The sequence below is a fragment of the uncultured Lentibacter sp. genome (assembly GCF_937123735.1).
Taxonomy (GTDB): domain Bacteria; phylum Pseudomonadota; class Alphaproteobacteria; order Rhodobacterales; family Rhodobacteraceae; genus Lentibacter.
The window spans coordinates 1-16,362 of the sequence record NZ_CAKZKL010000012.1 but is presented as its reverse complement, the minus strand read 5'-3'; the positions used below and the strand labels follow the sequence as shown (position 1 = coordinate 16,362).

Annotated in this window: 17 protein-coding genes and 1 riboswitch; of the genes, 7 read left to right on the top strand and 10 right to left on the bottom strand. The window is 61.3% G+C overall.

The annotated features are described in order from the left end of the window. Positions 1–52 precede the first annotated feature (52 nt). From Q0478_RS03620 to Q0478_RS03605, 4 genes are read left to right on the top strand one after another with little or no spacing between them, the layout of a single operon-like run. The gene (locus Q0478_RS03620) at positions 53–1,213 is read left to right on the top strand and encodes an acyl-CoA dehydrogenase family protein (protein ID WP_298676304.1); all 1,161 of its coding nucleotides are present in this window, start codon (positions 53–55) and stop codon (positions 1,211–1,213) included. After that, complete coding sequence (locus tag Q0478_RS03615; protein WP_298676303.1) at positions 1,213–2,841, top strand: benzoate-CoA ligase family protein; 1,629 nt, start codon at positions 1,213–1,215, stop codon at positions 2,839–2,841. The genes Q0478_RS03620 and Q0478_RS03615 overlap by 1 nt, the downstream gene beginning before the upstream one ends. Continuing rightward, a complete protein-coding gene (locus Q0478_RS03610; RefSeq protein ID WP_298676301.1) occupies positions 2,834–3,235 on the top strand; it encodes a thioesterase family protein in 402 nt (133 codons plus the stop codon). The genes Q0478_RS03615 and Q0478_RS03610 overlap by 8 nt, the downstream gene beginning before the upstream one ends. Beyond that, positions 3,232–3,630 carry a RidA family protein gene (locus tag Q0478_RS03605; protein ID WP_298676299.1) on the top strand — a complete coding sequence of 133 codons (399 nt, stop codon included), beginning with the start codon at positions 3,232–3,234 and terminating at the stop codon, positions 3,628–3,630. Before Q0478_RS03610 ends, Q0478_RS03605 begins: the two co-directional genes overlap by 4 nt. Here Q0478_RS03605 and Q0478_RS03600 read toward each other — a convergent pair. Beyond that, a complete protein-coding gene (locus tag Q0478_RS03600; protein WP_298676297.1) occupies positions 3,620–4,234 on the bottom strand; it encodes a TetR/AcrR family transcriptional regulator in 615 nt (204 codons plus the stop codon). The genes Q0478_RS03605 and Q0478_RS03600 overlap by 11 nt on opposite strands. A gap of 76 nt (positions 4,235–4,310) precedes the next feature. Between Q0478_RS03600 and Q0478_RS03595 the strand changes: the two genes are divergently transcribed. The 3 genes from Q0478_RS03595 to Q0478_RS03585 are packed head-to-tail and all read left to right on the top strand — an operon-like array spanning position 4,311 to position 7,389. Further along, positions 4,311–5,528, top strand: coding sequence for an HlyD family efflux transporter periplasmic adaptor subunit (locus tag Q0478_RS03595; RefSeq protein WP_298676295.1), 1,218 nt, complete (start codon positions 4,311–4,313; stop codon positions 5,526–5,528). Beyond that, on the top strand, positions 5,525–6,700 hold the full coding sequence (gene devC / locus Q0478_RS03590) for an ABC transporter permease DevC (RefSeq protein WP_298676293.1): 1,176 nt from the start codon (positions 5,525–5,527) through the stop codon (positions 6,698–6,700). The genes Q0478_RS03595 and devC overlap by 4 nt, the downstream gene beginning before the upstream one ends. After that, positions 6,700–7,389 carry an ATP-binding cassette domain-containing protein gene (locus tag Q0478_RS03585; protein WP_298676291.1) on the top strand — a complete coding sequence of 230 codons (690 nt, stop codon included), beginning with the start codon at positions 6,700–6,702 and terminating at the stop codon, positions 7,387–7,389. The genes devC and Q0478_RS03585 overlap by 1 nt, the downstream gene beginning before the upstream one ends. On the opposite strand, the gene Q0478_RS03580 is transcribed toward Q0478_RS03585, so the two are convergent. From Q0478_RS03580 to Q0478_RS03540, 9 genes are all read right to left on the bottom strand, one after another. After that, on the bottom strand, positions 7,386–8,240 hold the full coding sequence (locus Q0478_RS03580; RefSeq protein ID WP_298676289.1) for a DUF6544 family protein: 855 nt from the start codon (positions 8,238–8,240) through the stop codon (positions 7,386–7,388). The two genes, Q0478_RS03585 and Q0478_RS03580, sit on opposite strands and share 4 nt — an antisense overlap. Positions 8,241–8,264: 24 nt before the next feature. Beyond that, positions 8,265–8,759, bottom strand: coding sequence for a cupin domain-containing protein (locus Q0478_RS03575; protein ID WP_298676287.1), 495 nt, complete (start codon positions 8,757–8,759; stop codon positions 8,265–8,267). Beyond that, a complete protein-coding gene (locus Q0478_RS03570; RefSeq protein WP_298676285.1) occupies positions 8,756–10,069 on the bottom strand; it encodes a TRAP transporter large permease in 1,314 nt (437 codons plus the stop codon). Before Q0478_RS03570 ends, Q0478_RS03575 begins: the two co-directional genes overlap by 4 nt. Then, entirely contained in the window at positions 10,066–10,638 is a 573-nt protein-coding gene (locus tag Q0478_RS03565; protein WP_298676283.1) for a TRAP transporter small permease, read from the bottom strand. The genes Q0478_RS03570 and Q0478_RS03565 overlap by 4 nt, the downstream gene beginning before the upstream one ends. Positions 10,639–10,766: 128 nt before the next feature. Beyond that, on the bottom strand, positions 10,767–11,531 hold the full coding sequence (locus Q0478_RS03560) for an ABC transporter ATP-binding protein (protein ID WP_298676281.1): 765 nt from the start codon (positions 11,529–11,531) through the stop codon (positions 10,767–10,769). After that, positions 11,528–12,511 carry an iron ABC transporter permease gene (locus Q0478_RS03555; RefSeq protein ID WP_298676280.1) on the bottom strand — a complete coding sequence of 328 codons (984 nt, stop codon included), beginning with the start codon at positions 12,509–12,511 and terminating at the stop codon, positions 11,528–11,530. Before Q0478_RS03555 ends, Q0478_RS03560 begins: the two co-directional genes overlap by 4 nt. Then, positions 12,508–13,377 carry an ABC transporter substrate-binding protein gene (locus Q0478_RS03550; RefSeq protein ID WP_298676278.1) on the bottom strand — a complete coding sequence of 290 codons (870 nt, stop codon included), beginning with the start codon at positions 13,375–13,377 and terminating at the stop codon, positions 12,508–12,510. Before Q0478_RS03550 ends, Q0478_RS03555 begins: the two co-directional genes overlap by 4 nt. Further along, positions 13,328–15,136: a TonB-dependent siderophore receptor gene (locus Q0478_RS03545; RefSeq protein WP_298676276.1), complete on the bottom strand. Its 1,809-nt coding sequence runs from the start codon at positions 15,134–15,136 to the stop codon at positions 13,328–13,330. Before Q0478_RS03545 ends, Q0478_RS03550 begins: the two co-directional genes overlap by 50 nt. A 121-nt stretch (positions 15,137–15,257) precedes the next feature. Next, a riboswitch (cobalamin riboswitch) is annotated at positions 15,258–15,456 on the bottom strand. Positions 15,457–15,619: 163 nt separating this feature from the next. Continuing rightward, positions 15,620–16,315 carry an RraA family protein gene (locus Q0478_RS03540; protein WP_298676275.1) on the bottom strand — a complete coding sequence of 232 codons (696 nt, stop codon included), beginning with the start codon at positions 16,313–16,315 and terminating at the stop codon, positions 15,620–15,622. Between the last annotated feature and the right edge of the window lie 47 nt (positions 16,316–16,362).

Sequence of the window (16,362 nt, the reverse complement as noted above, 5' to 3'; positions counted from 1 at the left end):
GGAGCCTGCGGCGCAGGTATTTTTGACCAGAAGAAGCAGGGGGCGCGCGCAGATGGCAGACCGTAGCTTTCTGGACTGGCCGTTTTTTGAAGCCTGCCACAAAAAGCTTGTCGAGGCGCTTGACGATTGGGCAAGCTCCGAGCTTGGCGGGATTGACCATGGCGATGTGGATGTGGCCTGCCGGGAGCTTGTGCGCCGCCTTGGCGAGGGCGGCTGGCTGAAGCACTCTGGCGCAGAGGGCGAAGAACGGCTCGATGTGCGCTCGCTCTGCCTTATCCGTGAGACGCTGGCGCGCCATGATGGCTTGGCGGACTTTGCCTTTGCGATGCAGGGGCTTGGCACGGGGGCGATCAGCCTCTTTGGCAGTGCCGCGCAGCAGGCCGAATGGCTGTCGCTCACGCGCAATGGCAAGGCGATAGCGGCCTTTGCCTTGACAGAGCCACAGTCGGGCTCGGATGTGGCCAACGCGACGATGACGGCTGTGGAAGATGGCGACAGCTTTGTCTTGAACGGCGAGAAAACCTGGATTTCAAACGGCGGGATCGCCGATGTTTACACGCTCTTTGCCCGCACCGGCGAGGCGGAGGGCGCGAAGGGGCTGAGCGCCTTTGTCGTGCCTGCGGGGATTGCCGGATTTGATGTCACCGAGCGGTTGCAGGTGATGGCACCGCATCCGCTGGCGACACTTCGTTTTAATGATTGTCGCATTCCCAAGAGCGCGTTGATTGGCGCGCGCGGGGCGGGCTTCAAGATTGCCATGTCGGTGCTGGATGTGTTCCGCGCAACCGTTGCGGCTGCCGCGCTCGGCTTTGCGCGCAGGGCTTTGGACGAGGCTCTGGCACGGGTAGGCACGCGGCAGGTGCAAGGCGCGCCGCTGTTTGATTTGCAGATGGTGCAGGGACATATCGCGGATATGGCCGTGGATATAGACGCAAGTGCGCTGCTGATTTACCGCGCGGCCTGGGCCAAGGACAGCGGCGCGGCGCGGGTGACCCGCGAAGCGGCGATGGCCAAGCTTTTCTCCACCGATCAGGCGCAGCTGGTGATTGACCGTTCGGTGCAGCTGCACGGCGGCGACGGTGTGCGCCACGGCCAGAAGGTGGAAGAGCTTTACCGCGATATCCGCGCCCTCAGGATTTATGAAGGCGCGAGCGATGTGCAGCGCGTTGTGATTGCGCGGCAAACGATGGGAGACTTTCTGGGAGGGACGTGATGTTATCAGTTTCGGCACATGAGGATACATTCGCGCGCGACAACCTGCCCGCGCCCGAGCTTTGGCCCGATTTCAAGCTGACAAGGTTTGACTACCCGGAGCGGCTCAATGCGGGCTATGAGCTGACCGATGCGATGGTGGCCAAGGGCTTTGGCGACCATACCGCGCTGATCGGCAACGGGCGGCAGCGCACTTACAAGGAGCTGACGGACTGGACCAACCGACTCGCTCATGTGCTTGTGGAGGAGCTGGGGGTGCGGCCCGGCAACCGCGTGCTCATCCGCTCGGCCAACAACCCCGCGATGGTGGCCTGCTGGCTGGCGGCCACGAAGGCGGGGGCGGTTGTGATCAACACCATGCCGATGCTGCGTGCGGGGGAGCTGAGCCAGATTGTCGATAAGGCCGAGGTGCAATTTGCGCTCTGTGACATGCGGCTGATGGAGGAGATGGAGGCCTGTGCGGCCACAAATCCGCATCTCAAGCGTGTCGTCGGGTTTGACGGGACATCCAACCACGAGGCCGAGCTTGACCGTATGGCGTTGGAGAAGCCTGTGCGCTTTGAGAGCGTGCAGACGGGGCGGGACGATGTCGCTTTGCTGGGCTTTACCTCGGGCACAACGGGCGAGCCGAAGGCGACGATGCATTTTCATCGCGACTTGCTGATCATCGCGGATGGCTACGCCAAGGAGGTGCTGGGCGTTGTGCCTGAGGATGTGTTCATCGGCTCGCCGCCTTTGGCCTTTACCTTCGGGCTTGGCGGGCTGGCTGTGTTTCCGCTGCGCTTTGGGGCGACGGCGACGTTGCTGGAGAATGCCTCGCCGCCCAACCTCATCGAGATTATCCAGAAATACAAAGCGACCGTATGCTTTACCGCACCCACCGCTTACCGCGCGATGCTGCGGGCGATGGAGGACGGGGCCGACCTGAGCAGCCTGCGCGCCGCAGTTTCGGCGGGAGAGACGCTGCCTGCACCTGTCTATGAGGAGTGGATCAAGAAAACCGGCAAGCCGATGCTTGACGGAATCGGGGCGACCGAGCTTTTGCACATTTTCATCAGCAACCGCTTTGACGACCACAAGCCCGCCTGCACGGGTAAGCCGGTCACTGGCTATGAGGTCAGGATCATGGACGCAGAGGGCAAGGATGTGCCGCGCGGCGAGGTCGGGCGGCTGGCGGTGCGCGGGCCAACGGGCTGCCGCTATCTGGCCGACGAGCGCCAGCGCGCCTATGTGCAGGACGGCTGGAACATAACGGGTGACAGCTTCATGATGGACGCAGAGGGCTATCTGCATTTTGCCGCGCGCAACGATGATATGATCGTCTCCTCGGGCTACAATATTGCTGGCCCCGAGGTAGAGGCGGCGCTTTTGAGCCACGCGGCGGTTGTGGAATGCGGGGTGATCGGCGCGCCGGACGAGGCGCGCGGCGCGATTGTGGAAGCGCATGTGGTTTTGGCCGAGGGCTGGGCGGCGGATGAGGCAACGAAAACGGCCCTACAGGAGCATGTGAAGGCGAAGATTGCGCCTTACAAATACCCCCGCTCGGTTGTCTTTATCGAGGTGCTGCCAAAGACGCAGACAGGCAAAATCCAGCGCTTTCGTTTGCGGGCGGGGGGCTGTGGTGTTTGAATTTGAACAAAAGGTGCTGTTCAAGCATTGCGACCCTGCGGGGATCGTCTTTTATCCGCGATACTTCGAGATCATCAATGACTGTGTCGAAGCGTTTTTTGACGCGGTGCTCGGCTGGCCCTTTGAGGTTTTGCTTAAGGAGGGCGGCGTGCCGACGGCGCAGATAGAGACACGGTTTGTCGCGCCGAACCAGCATGGCGACAGGCTTTTGCTGCGCCTCAAGGTTGTGAGGCTGGGGCGCACGAGTATGACACTCAAAATAGGCGCGACCACAGAGGGCGCGGCGCGATTTGAGGTGAAACAGACACTGGTCTGTATTGACAGCGCGGGCAAGCCGAGGGCCTGGCCAGAGGCAGTGCGCGAGGTGCTGCAAGAAAAAGGAATGACAGGATGAGCCACAAGATGATCCAGCCCGCAGGATGGGCCCCCGCCAAAGGCTATGCCAACGGGGTGCTCACGAAAGATGGCACGCTTTATGTGGGCGGGCAGATTGGCTGGACGGCGGAGCAGCGCTTTGAGAGCCATGATTTCATTGGCCAGATGGAGCAATGTTTGCGCAATATTCTTGCCGTGGTCGAAGCTGCCGGAGGCAAGGCCGAACACATCACGCGGCTGACATGGTATGTGACGGACAAGGCCGAATACCTGGCGCGGCAGAGCGAGATCGGCGCGGTGTATCGTGCGGTGCTGGGGCGGCATTTCCCAGCGATGACCATGGTGGTTGTTGCAGGGCTGGTGGAAGACGATGCGCTTCTGGAGATCGAGGCGACGGCTGTGATCAGCGCGTGAGGATGCCATCACAGATGAAGCTGACGTGGCCTTCGATATAGTGCGCAAGGTCAATCGGCTCCAGCTCCTGAAAGGTGAGATGCCAGATGGCGGCGAGCATGATGGGAGACATCACCAGCTTGATATCATAGCCCATCACATCGGGGCGCAGCTCGCCACGGGCCAGACCTTGTTTGAGCAGGCCCGTGAGCATTGTCATCGCCGCGTTGAGCGCGGTGTCGTGGTAGCGCGTGAGCAGCTGGGGGAACTGGCGGCCCTCTGCCACCAGCACCTTGAGCAGCACGAGCGCGTCGGATTTGACAATGCGGGTGTAAAGCAGCGTGAGCATTTCGTGGAAGACCTCGCGAAACGGGCCTGAGGAAAGCGCGACCCCCTGCCCTGCGGCCGCAAAGGCCTGGCCCAGGCGCAGATCAAAGGCAGCGGAAATGAGCGCCTCTTTGTCAGCATAGTAGAGATAGATGGTGGAGCGGGCGATGCCCGCGCGCGCGGCGATCTGCGCCATGGAGGCGGCGGAATAGCCGACGGCGGCGAACTCGGCCAGAGCCGCGTCGATGATCTCTTCGGGGCGGGCCTCTTTGCGGCGGCTGCGCTTGGCCTGCGGCATTTGGTGTCTCGTCTCTTGCGGCTAAGTAAGTTAATGACATATATGTCAGTAAGTTATTTTTGCCAAGGCCGATAAAATGAGTGACCCCAAGAACGACGCCACCAAACTGCCACTGACGGACAATGGCCTTGGGGCCAATGGCGCGGCGGGCAAGCCTGCCAAGGGCGGGCTGGGTTGGAAGCTTTTCCCGCTGTTGCTTGTTACGTTTTTTGCAGGTGGCGTGGCGGGGCTGTATTTTCAGCCGCCGGGAATGAAGGCGTTTTTTGGTCTCACGGGGCTTGAGCCAGGTGGCGGGACAGACACACCCATTGCCGTTGCGATGGCACAGGTGCAGGCGCAGGAACAGGTGGCTGTGGTGAGCGAAGGCGATATCTTTGCGCTCGGGCGCGTGCTGCCTGACGGCGATGTGCTGGCCGTGGCGACGCCTTTTGGCGCAAGCGATGCGCGCTTGCAGGCGATTGAGGTGCGCGAAGGCGACAGCGTGCAGCGCGGCGATGTGCTCGCTGTGCTCGACAACAAGAGCCAGCTTGATAACGCGCTCGCCACTGCCGAAGCAAACCTGCGTGTGAAGGAAGCCGCGCTTTTGCAGACGCAGGAAACCATACGCGCCAGCCGCGCAGAGGCACAGGCCAACCTTGAGCGCGCGATTGCCACCGCAGACCAAGCGCAGAGCGAGCTTGACCGCCTTGCCCCTCTGGCCGAGCGCGGTGTGGCCACGCAGGCCGCTCTCGACACCGCCGCGGCGCGGGCCGATGAAGCCAAACGCGATGTAGAGCGCAACCGCGCCACGCTTTCGCGCTATAAGGCCACTTCAGGCGCTGTGCAGGCGGATATTGCTGTGGCCGAGGCCAATTTGGAGGCGGCGCGCGTGGACGTGCAGCGCGCGCGCAGCGACACGGAGCGCGCGCTGGTGCGCGCGCCGATAGACGGCATGGTGCTGAAGGTGAACAGCCAGATTGGCGAGAAGCCTGCCACGGGCGGAATCATCGAGCTGGGCGACACCCGCCAGATGATGGTGGAAGCGGAAGTCTATCAGACCATGATCGGACGGGTCGCGATTGGCGACCCTGTGACAGTCACAGCGGAGGCGCTAGACGGCCCGCTCACCGGCGTTGTGAGCGCGATCGGGCTAGAGATCGGGCGGCAGTCGATCACCTCGGATGACCCTGCGGCGAACACAGATGCGCGGGTGGTGGATGTGATTGTGCGGCTGGATGCGGCCTCGTCAGAAAAGGCTAAGCGGCTGACCAACCTTGAGACGATTGTGCGGATTGATGCGGGGCGCGGCGAATGAGCCAGCTTCTGGAGCGTCTTCTGGGGCGGCTGCCTGTAGGCTGGTTGCAGCTCACGCATTCGCGCACGCGCTTTGCCGCGGCGGTGGCGGGGGTGTCTTTTGCCACGCTGCTGGTTTTTATGCAGCTCGGCATTCAGGGCGCGATGAGCACGGCAACACTTGCGCCCTATGATTTTCTCGATGGCGATATCATCCTCTCGGCGGAAGATGCGAACACGCTCACCGACGGGAGCAATGTGGCGCGCGCGCGGCTGTTTCAGGCGCTGGCTGTGCCGGGTGTGGAGCGCGGTTCGCCCCTGTTTGTGGGCATTCTGGAGTTCAAGCTGCCTGATAGCACCAACTCGACCTTGCAGGCCTTTGCCACCACGGTGGCAGAGCGCGACTTTCTCAGCGCAGAGATTGCCAGCCAGTTTGAGCGGCTCACGCAGGAGAACACCGCACTGATCGACACCGAAACGCGGGGGGTTGCGCCCGAAGTCTTTGCAGAGCTGAAGGCGGGCCAGCCTTTTGCCTTTGAGGTGAACGGGCAGACGCTTACCGCGATTGGCACGCTGGAGCTTGGCGGCGGGTTTTCGGCGGATGGCACTTTGTTTGTCTCCGATCAGACTTTTTTGCGCTTCTTTGGCAAGCGCACGAGCAGCGCGCCCAACCATATCTTGCTAAAGGTGGCGGACGGTGTTTCGCCACAGGTTGTCGTCGAGCGGCTGCGCGCGGCTTTGCCGGAAGCCTCGGTGCAGGTGAACACACTGGAGGCCTACAAGGCGGCAGACCTTGCCTATCAGTCTTTGGAGCGGCCCACGGGGATCATCTTCGGGTTTGGGGTGATCATCGGGATTATTGTGGGGATCGTGATTGTCTATCAGGTGCTCTCGACCGATGTGGCCGACCACCTCAAGGAATACGCCACCTTCAAAGCAATGGGCTATGAGCACAGGTTTTTCCTTGGGATTGTGCTGGAGGAAGCGGCCATTCTGGCGGTGTTCGGGTTCTTCCCCGGTTTTGTTGTGTCGATGGGGCTTTATGCGGCGCTTTCGGCTGTGACGAGCTTGCCGGTCTATATGGATGTGGCGCGGGTGTTTATGGTGTTTTTCGGCACGCTGGCGGCCTGTGCCCTTTCAGGGGCGATTGCCACGCGGCGGCTTGCGGCGGCTGACCCGGCGGATTTGTTCTGATGAAGGAAGTTGCGATCAAAACCGAGGGGCTCAACCATTTCTTTGGCGAAGGCGAGGCGCGCAAGCAGGCGATTTTTGATGTGAACCTTGAGATTGCGCGCGGCAAGCTGACGATTTTGATGGGTCCGTCCGGCTCGGGCAAGACAACCCTGCTCACGCTGATGGGCTGTTTGCGCCATGTGGAGGACGGCAGCGTAAACCTGCTGGGCACAGAGCTGAACGGCGCGCACGAGGCCGACATGGTGCGGCTCAGGCGGCGGCTCGGATTTATCTTTCAGGCGCATAACCTGCACGAGAGCCTGAGTGCCACGCAGAATGTGCTCATGGGGCTTCAGGTGCATGGGGCAGGCGACAAGGCCAAACAGAACCGCGCGGCACACCATATGCTTAAGCTTGTAGGGCTGAGGGACAGGCTTGATTATCTGCCTGCCAAGCTGTCAGGCGGGCAGAAGCAGCGGGTGGCTGTGGCCCGCGCGCTGGTGTCAAACCCCGATGTAATCTTTGCCGATGAGCCGACTGCGGCGCTTGATAAAGTGTCGGGGCGCAATGTGGTGGATATGCTCAAGGCGATGGGGCGCGAGCGCGGCACAACTACCGTGATGGTGACGCATGACAACCGCATTCTGGAGCTGGCGGACAGGATTATCACGCTGGAAGAAGGGCGCGTTGTGAAAGACGTGACGCCTTAGATGCGAACCTCACTGACCGTGATGTCAAAGAAGATGTGGTAGGCCTCTGTGCCGTAGTGATTGCCCGCTGTAAGCGCAGTGGGCAGGGTGAAGCCTGCGAAGGTTTCGTGAGCGGTGATGTCGCCGCCGAAGGGCTGGCGGGTGTAGGTTTTCTCGGGGTTCTCGTTGCTCCAGCGCGCAAAACGGACGCTGACGAGGCGGCCCTCTTCGTCCACCACGATATCGGCGCTTTGGCTGAGCGTGCCGAGGGTGACTGTAACGGTCGCCGTGTCGGGCGCGGCGCTCTGCCATGTCAGGCTGTCCCAGCCCGTGTTGGTGGCGGGCAGGAAGGCGGCAGGTGTCCAGAGCAAGGCATCGCCGACGAGGCGGCCGAAGGACGACAGCAGATGATCGGGATTGCCTCCTGCACGCGCGACGGGGAAGAGACCCGCGAGGCGGAAACGGCTCCAGCTTCTGCCATCACAAAGGCCATCGCTGCCCGTGATAGCAAGCTTCTTTCCGATGCGGGTTGTCCACAAGAAGCCGCGTGGCGGCGCGAGCACCTGCCGCGCCTGCATGGGCTGCGGATTGGGCGCATCTTTTGAGCCGAGATCAAAGCGGCCCTGCATGGTGACCTCCGCGACCGTTGTGAGCGGCGTGCCCTCGGCGATGGTAAAGCGGAAAAACCGCTGCGCAGGTGCGGGGAGAGCCGCGAGCATATCATGCGAGAAGGCAGGCGGCGCGGCAGGCTTGCGGACGAACAGACGGGTCAGGATATGCGCCTCGGCGCTCGCCTCGCGGCGGGCCATGACGGCGAGAAAGAGCATAGCAAACGCAAGAATGGCAAAGGTTAGGAGCAAGACATCGAGCATCTGCGCGTCCTTCGATGGCGGATTTTATTTTTTGCCTGCATCGGGGTGGGAGGTCTGGATATGCGGATGATCGACGATATCCCAAGCCATGCCTTCGTTGCGATAGATGCGTTTGTCAAGGCGGGTGTAGTCGCCCACATCATGCGCGAGGCGCTGCCCCACGACAATACAGCGGAAAAGCTCTGTGCCGGTATTTGTGATGCTGTGCGCAAGGCCGCCTGCACGATAGCCGATAAAGTCACCTGCCTTGATGGGGTGCGCCTCTTCACCGATGTAAGCGGTGGCTGTGCCGCTGAGCACATAGATGCACTCGTCTTCATAGTGGTGCATATGATGCTCGGTCGTGTCGCGGCCCGGCGCGACTTCGATGATGTGAAAGCCAAGGCCTGTGAGGCCCGTCACATCGCCCAGCGACTTGTTGATCCGTTTGGCATTGTCATTGAGAAAATGCGTCTTGGCTGTGCCTTCCATCGCCGCGATTTCTTCGCCGGTGACGATGTATTTGTCAGCATCGCTCACGGGATCAGAAACAGCGTGATTGCCGGGAAGAGCACGAGAATGACAACGCGGATGAGATCGGAAGAGACGAACCACATCACGGCACGGTAGGTCTCGGCCATGGGGGTTTCCTTGTCCATCGCGTTGATGATGAAGAGGTTCATGCCCACCGGAGGGGTGATCAGCCCGACCTCCACCACGATCAGCACGAGGATGCCAAACCAGATCGCCACATGTTCAGGGGACATGCCGAAATCAAGCTGGCTGATCACCGGAAAGAAGATCGGTATGGTGAGCAGGATCATCGAGAGGCTGTCCATCAGGCAGCCGAAGACGAGGTAGAAGGCCAGCACGATGATGAGCACGGTCCAGGCGCTGTAGCCCTGCCCGACGACCCAAGAGCTGAGTTCTTGCGGAACCTGGGTGAGCGCAAGGAAGCCATTGTAGAGCGCTGCCCCGAGGACAATGAAGAAAATCATGCCTGTGGCTGTCGCCGTGGCGATGATGCTTTCCTTGAACACCGTCCAGTTCATATTGCCGGAGGCAAGCGCGATGAGGCCTGTGCCCGCCGCGCCAACGGCTGCGCCTTCTGTCGGCGTGAACCAGCCGGCATAGATCCCGCCGACAACGAGGCTGAAAACCAAGAGCACCGGCCAGACATCAACCAGAGCTTTCATGCGCTCGGCCATCGGGGTGGGCTCACGCGTGCCTGCGGCATCGGGGTGCGCGCGGACATAGACCGAGATGGTGAGCATATAGCCAATGGCGGCAAGGATGCCGGGGATGAAAGCGGCAAGGAAAAGCTTGGCGATGTTCTGCTCTGTCAGGATCGCGTAGATGACGAGGATAACGGAAGGTGGAATGAGAATGCCCAGCGTGCCACCGGCGGCCAGCGTGGCGGTGGAAAAGCCGCCCGAGTAGCCGTAGCGGCGCAGCTCTGGCAGGGCCACACGGCTCATGGTGGCCGCTGTGGCCAGTGACGAGCCGCAGATCGCGCCAAAGCCTGCGCAGGCCCCGACCGATGCCATGGCCACACCGCCCTTGCGGTGGCCCAAAAAGCTTTCCGCCGCTCTGAACAAGGCTTGGGACATGCCAGACAAGGTGGCAAACTGGCCCATGAGCAAAAACATAGGAATGATCGTCAGGGAATAAGACGAGAATGTGCCATAGGTCTCGGTTTTGAGCCGCGACAGGAACATATTGCTGTCCCCCGTGGCAAGCCAGAGCCCGCCGATCCCGGCAAGCAGCATAGCCAGCCCGATGGGCGCGCGCAGAAAGATCATCAGCAACAGGGCGGGAAAGGAGAAAAATCCGAGTTCAAGCAGGCTCAATGGGAAGATCCTTCGGAGTGGGGCATGAAAGCGCGGCCTGTGACCAGCTCGGCAAGGCGCGCAAAGCTGCAAAACAGGGCTACGCAGCAAGCGGCAAGCGCCGCAGCCAAGCTGGCGGCATAGGCCCACCAGATTGGAAATTGCAGTAGGAAAGTTGTTTCGCCATATTGCATCTTGCTCAGCATCCCCTCGTAAAGGCGCGCTGTGATCAGCAAGATCGCGGCCGTCAGCACCAGCTCCCAAAAGGCCATAAGACCGCGGTTGGCCCGGCGCGGCAGGGCAGAGGTGAAAATATCGACAGTGGCATGGGCACCATAGAGCTGGGTGATGGGCAAAAAGGCAAAGATGGCAAACGCCACGCCGGCCTCAAGCAGCTCGAAATCTCCTGTAACCGGGCCGACACCTGTGCTGATAAGCCAGTCCCCCAACGCGCCGATATGTCCGGCGTGGCCCAGCGTGTTAAGCCCACGCCCCAGAACGCTGACAAAGGTAAGCACCACCAGCGCAGACAGCACAAGCCCGCCCAGCACCGCCATGGCGCGCGCGAGCAGTGTAATCGGTTTCAGCATTGGCTCCCCCCATGCGGCGCTATCCCCGACCAATCGGTCGAAAATAAATCTGCCGTATATCTACACAGAAGCCTAGAGCGATCAACCCTTTGTTTCCACTTATTTCACCAGCTTCACAGGGTGTCAGATCACCCCGAACTGATCTCAGTGGGTTGAAAAACCGGGCCTTGCGGCGTGTCTTCGTAATAGACCCGGATGCCAAAGACCTCGCGCAGAAGCGCTGGCGTGAGCACCTCGGTGGGCGGGCCATCCGCAACAAGACGGCCTTGGGAGAGCATAAGGATGCGGGTGCAGTGGCGCGCGGCAAGGCCGAGATCGTGTAACGACACAATCACCGATTTCCCCCGCCCCGCCAACCGTGCGAAACTTTGCATGGCCGCGATCTGATGGGCCGGATCGAGCCCGGCCGTGGGCTCATCCACCAAAAGCAGCGGCGTTTCCTGTGCAAGCGCTCGGGCCAACAGCACACGCGCCTGCTCACCACCGGAAAGTTGGGTGGCCAAACGTTGCGCAAAGCCGCTCAGGCCCGTCTCGGCCAAAGCCGCATCAACGGCAGCCCGGTCGTCAGGGCGCAGTTTGCTGCCCTGCGCAAGATAGGGAATGCGCCCAAGGGCCACCACCGTTTCAACCGTCATTGGCCAGGCAATGTCGCGCGCCTGCGGCAACCAGGCCACGGCCCGCGCCCGCTGTGCTGCGCCCAATGAGGCCAGCGAGCTGCGCCCCTCGGCAGGCAGAAGCCCGAGAGCAGCACGCATCAGGCTGGTCTTGCCAGCTCCGTTGGGGCCAATAAGCCCGACACACTCACCAGCCTCCACTGTCAGGCTGACAGAATCCACGACCGGACATTCGCCGCGCCGCGCTGTGAGCTTTTCCAGCGATAAGAGACGGTTCATGCCAGCTCCTTGCGGGTTTTATAGATCAGATGCAAAAAGAGCGGCGCCCCGATCAACGCCATAACCACCCCGATCTTGAGATCGCGCGTTGGCAGGATCAGCCGCACCGCGATATCGGCGGCCAGCACCAGCGGCGCGCCGCCCAGCGCAGAGGCCCAAAGCAACCGCGACGGCCGCCCCCCCACAAAGGGGCGCAGAATATGTGGCACAACCAGCCCCACAAATCCGATCGCACCAGCCACCGCCGTGGCTGCGCCCACCACGCATGAGGTGCCCACGACCAAAGACAGGCGCAACCGGCCCAGGTTGATACCCAGCGACTTGGCCGCATCTTCTCCGAGCGTCAGCGCATCAAAGCCCCGCCCCAGAGCCCCCAGCAAGATCCAGCCAACGGCCATGATCGGCAGGGCCAAGGCCACATGCAGCATGGAGCGATCAGCCAAAGAGCCCATCATCCAGAAGACAATTTCGTTGGCGGCATAGGGATTGGGCGAAAGGTTCAACACCAGCGAGGTTAGGGCACCCGCCATCGCGGAAATCGCAATCCCTGCGAGGATCAATGTCATGGAGGCCCCCCGCGGCCCGGCCAGTGCAAGCACCAGCAAGACACCCAGCAGCGCCGCTGCCAGCGCCGAAAGCGGAAGCGCCAAGGCGAAAGCCGCCGCAAAGCCGGTTTGCAGCGACAAGACAGCTCCAAGCGCTGCGGAGGAGCTGACCCCGATCAAACCGGGCTCGGCCAGCGGGTTGCGCAAATACCCCTGCATAGCAGCCCCCGCAAGCCCAAGTGACGCACCGATCATCACAGCCAACAGCGCCCGCGGCAGGCGGATCTCGCGCATGACCAGCGTAAGCGGCGTGCCGTCATCCTGCCAAAGCGCCCCAAGGCTTTGCGCCAGACCGACATCCGCAGGGCCGATGGCGAGAGACACCCCAAACAGGACCAGCGTCAACGTGGCCAATAAGGACATAAGCCGGATCATTCTAGGGTGAGAGCCTCTCGTTGCTGCGCCAGATCTCTGATAGCACGAAGCACCAGAGGCGTGCCACACATCCAGTCACGGCTGTCAAGCTGAAGCGGCACCTGCCCTGCGGTCACTGCGGCCACGACCGGATGCAGCTTGATCTCTTCAGAGCGTGAGGCCCCGGGATAGAGCGGGCTGGTCATCACAACATCCGGCGCGCTGAGCGCGAGCAACTCAAGCGGCATGGGCGCGCCAAACCGGATGCCGAATTCGGCCGCAACATTTGCAAAGCCTGCCGCTTCCATCATTTCGCTGGTCAGGGTTTCTGTCCCTGCGGTGTAGCCATTGGCCGCATAGCTGACGGCGCGTTGCCTTGTGGCAGGCGCGCGCGCGCGCAAGGCCTCAAGCCCTGCCTGAAGCTCCTGCACAAGCGCCTGGGCCTGCTTGGGTCGGCCCAGAACCGCCCCCATTTTTGTGAGGTTGCCTGAAATATCCGCCAGCGAAGAACTGGGCGCAAAACGCTCTACCCGCAGCCCGAGTCGCTCCAGCATCTCAACAGAGCTGCGCGCCGTATAGGTCCCCGCCAAGACAAGGTCAGGCTTCATCAGATAAATCTCTTCTGCCCGTGCGCTGTTGATGTGATAAGCCTCTGCGGCACGATACATGGCCGATGTGCGCGGATCGGTGGCCAGCGGCGAAAGCGAATAAAGCTGCCCCTCGCGCGCGACCATCATGGCAAGCTGATCCGTGCATACATTAAGCGAGACCACCCGCGCGGGGGCCTCGGCAAAAGCCGCCGTGCCAGCAAACGCCAGCACGGCACCCGTTATGAGCCTAGAAAGACGCACGAACACCAAAGTAAAGCGCGCGGTCGGATGTGCCATAGCCTGCTGAAGTCTGATATTCTTTGTCAAACAGGTTCTCCACTCGCAGATACAGCTCTGTGGTTTCGCTCACAGCACGGCTCAAAGTGGCATGTGCGACGGTATAATCGTCCATCGCCCGCGCCGGAAACCCATCATCTGCGCGCCCCGCCACATGGGTGAGATTGACCTCCAGACGCACGGCTGGGCGCAATGTGGCCTGCACACCAATCGCCAAAGCGTGCTTAGGCACACGCACAAGCTGGTTGCCGGAGGCATCCGCACTGTCGGTATAGGTATAAGCACCCGTGAGGTCGAGGCTTTCTGAAAGCGCCTTCACAGCAGACAGCTCAAGGCCCTTCATGACGCTCTTGCCAGCTACCTGACTGTAGCTCCCCCCTGAAAATCCAATCAGGTTATCAATTTCGTTATAGAACAGAGCCGCCTTTACCTTTGAGCCCGCCGCATACCGATGCTCCACACCCAAATCAAAACTGATCGAGCGCTCCTCTGTCAGGCTGGTGCTCCCGTAGGGCCCAAACAGTTCATAGAGCGAGGGCGCGCGGAAACCGTTGCCAAGAGAAGCCCGCACAACGGTGCCCTCAGACAAGCGCCAGGCAGCCGCCGCCCGGCCTGTCACGGCATCGCCAAAATCAGAGCTGTTTTCATAGCGCGCCGCCAGTGAGAAATCGACGGTGTCGGAAAGAGCCCAGGCATATTCGCCAAAAGCGGCCGTGCTGTCATAGGCTGCCTTACTCCCCGAGAAGACCGCTTCTTCGCGGCTTTGCGCCAGTCCGAAAGACAGCGTGCCACCCGCAACCGTTGCATCTCCCGCATAGTCAAATTCCGTGCGGCTGCCGTCAAATTCGGTTGTCCAGCCGAGCGGATCCAGGCTGTGGTTCGCTGATCGCGAAATCGCGAGGCTATGGTTGATACGCGCACCCTGGTACAGGGCATACAGGCGCGCAGCCCGGCGCGTGTTTGAGAAAGGCCGGTCTGCATCCCCCCCGGCGCCCCCGAACCCGTCAATATTTGACTCCGACGTCTTGTAAAGCAAAGTGCCCCCCAGAGTGAGCCTGTCTGTGGCGGCAAAATCAGTGCTCAAAACAACAGTTGTGCCCTCGTAACCATCGGCCTCGGCATTGCCTTCATTTTCATCCGCCGAAGAAAACCCGTCGCTTTTCACGCGGGAGAGGCTCAGGGAAATATCAGCCCGATCGGTCTTCTGCTGATAGCCCAAAGACGCGCTTGCAGTGTTAAACGCGCCATATTCTGCGCCGAAACTGTAGCGTTGGCCCTCTTGCTCAAGCCGGGCTGAAGACAGATTGATAACCCCACCAATCGCCTCAGAGCCATATAGCGCCGACTGCGACCCTTTTAGAAGCTCTACTCTGCCGACACCGGAGTTCATAATGCCACCCCAGTTGAAAAGGTTCTGCGGGCTTGTGGTATCAGTCATGTCAATCCCGTCAAAATAGACCGGCACATAGCGCGCCGGCAAGCCGCGCACCGAAACTGTCTGCACAGCCCCGACAGGCCCGTTGCCGGCATAGCTCAGGCCCGGCAAGGCTCCAAGCACAGTGACAAGCTGCTGGGTGCCGCCGGCTTGCACCTCTTCTGCTGTGATCACCTCCGTGGTGGTGCCTGTCTTGTTCAGCTCGGTTGGCACTGAACTTGAAAACAAGGTGATCTCGCCAAGATCAAAGACCTCTTGTGAATAGGCCGGCGTATAGGCGGCAATTAGGGCCAATGCGGCCGAGGTTTTCAGGGCAGTTTTCATGGTCTGTCTTTCTCCTGCGCAAAGCGCATGTGTCTATAAACGGAGAAAGGCAAGCCTCCCCCGTGGTTACATGAAGTGCCACCACGACGGAGTGTCCGTTACCCATGCGCCCCTCGCACACCGGTAGGGTGATCATCCTGGCAGGTCTCCTGACTTGCGGGTCTTCGCTTGGCTGAGCCTTCCCGCCCGTATGGGGGCAGTGGCCTGTGTCAGCTTCGCTCGCCGCTTACAGTTGCGGGGGCAGTTGTGGATTTGGCTTGAAGGCCGCACCACATTCCCTATTCACCGGCAGATGCCGGACCAGAATGAAAAAGCGTTAAACCGACTCACGCTTGCGCGTCAAGCGCCGAACCGCTTGATGCCGATTTTGTCTTTTTTATTGCCAAAAATATCCTGGGGGATGTTTCAAACGCCTTTGGCGTTTGAAACAAGGGGGCAAAGCCCCCACCAAACAATCCTGTGCGCCGCAGGCGCGCCTTTGGGTCAGGTGCGTGCAGCTTCAAAGGCGGCCCAGGCGGCTTCAAAGGCATCAAAGTCAAAGCCTTCGCTGCGGGCCGGGTCGAGGACCAGTTTCTCTGTGTCCAGAAGCTTCAGGATCGCCGCTTCGAGTTGGTCGATCACCTCGGGCGGGATCACCAGCGCGCCGTGGCGGTCGGCGTGGACAAGGTCGCCCTCCTCCACGCGCAACCCCATGATATCGGCCCCCGTGCCAACCTCGCGCACATGCACAAAAGCATGGCTCGGCCCGATGGAGCCCGCCACAACGGGGAAGCCAGCAGGCAAGTCACCCAAGTCGCGCATCACCCCGTTGGTGAGCGCGCCTGAGAGGCCGAAGCCTTTGTGCACCGTCGTGTTGATCTCGCCCCAGTAGGCGCCGACAGCGTTTGGGTGGTCGAGATCTTCCACCACGGCAAGCGCGGGGCGCGGGCCTGTCGCCATGTGGCGATAATACTCCATGCGCCGCGCCTTGATCTGCTCGGGCGGCTCTGTCGGTGGGGCGAGTGCCGCGATTTTGGCGGTGCGGGCATAGCCGACCATCGCGCCCTCTTCGGGCGCGGAGGCCAGCATGGTGCCACGGGTGAATCGCGCAAAGCCGCGTTTGCCCTGGGCCACTTCTATGGCGTTGCAGACTGTGGGCGTGTCGACTTTTTTCAAGAGGGTGAGCAGAGAGTCGTTCATGTGACGCGCGCAGCCCCCTCTGACAGGGCTTCCAGTTTGGCATAGGC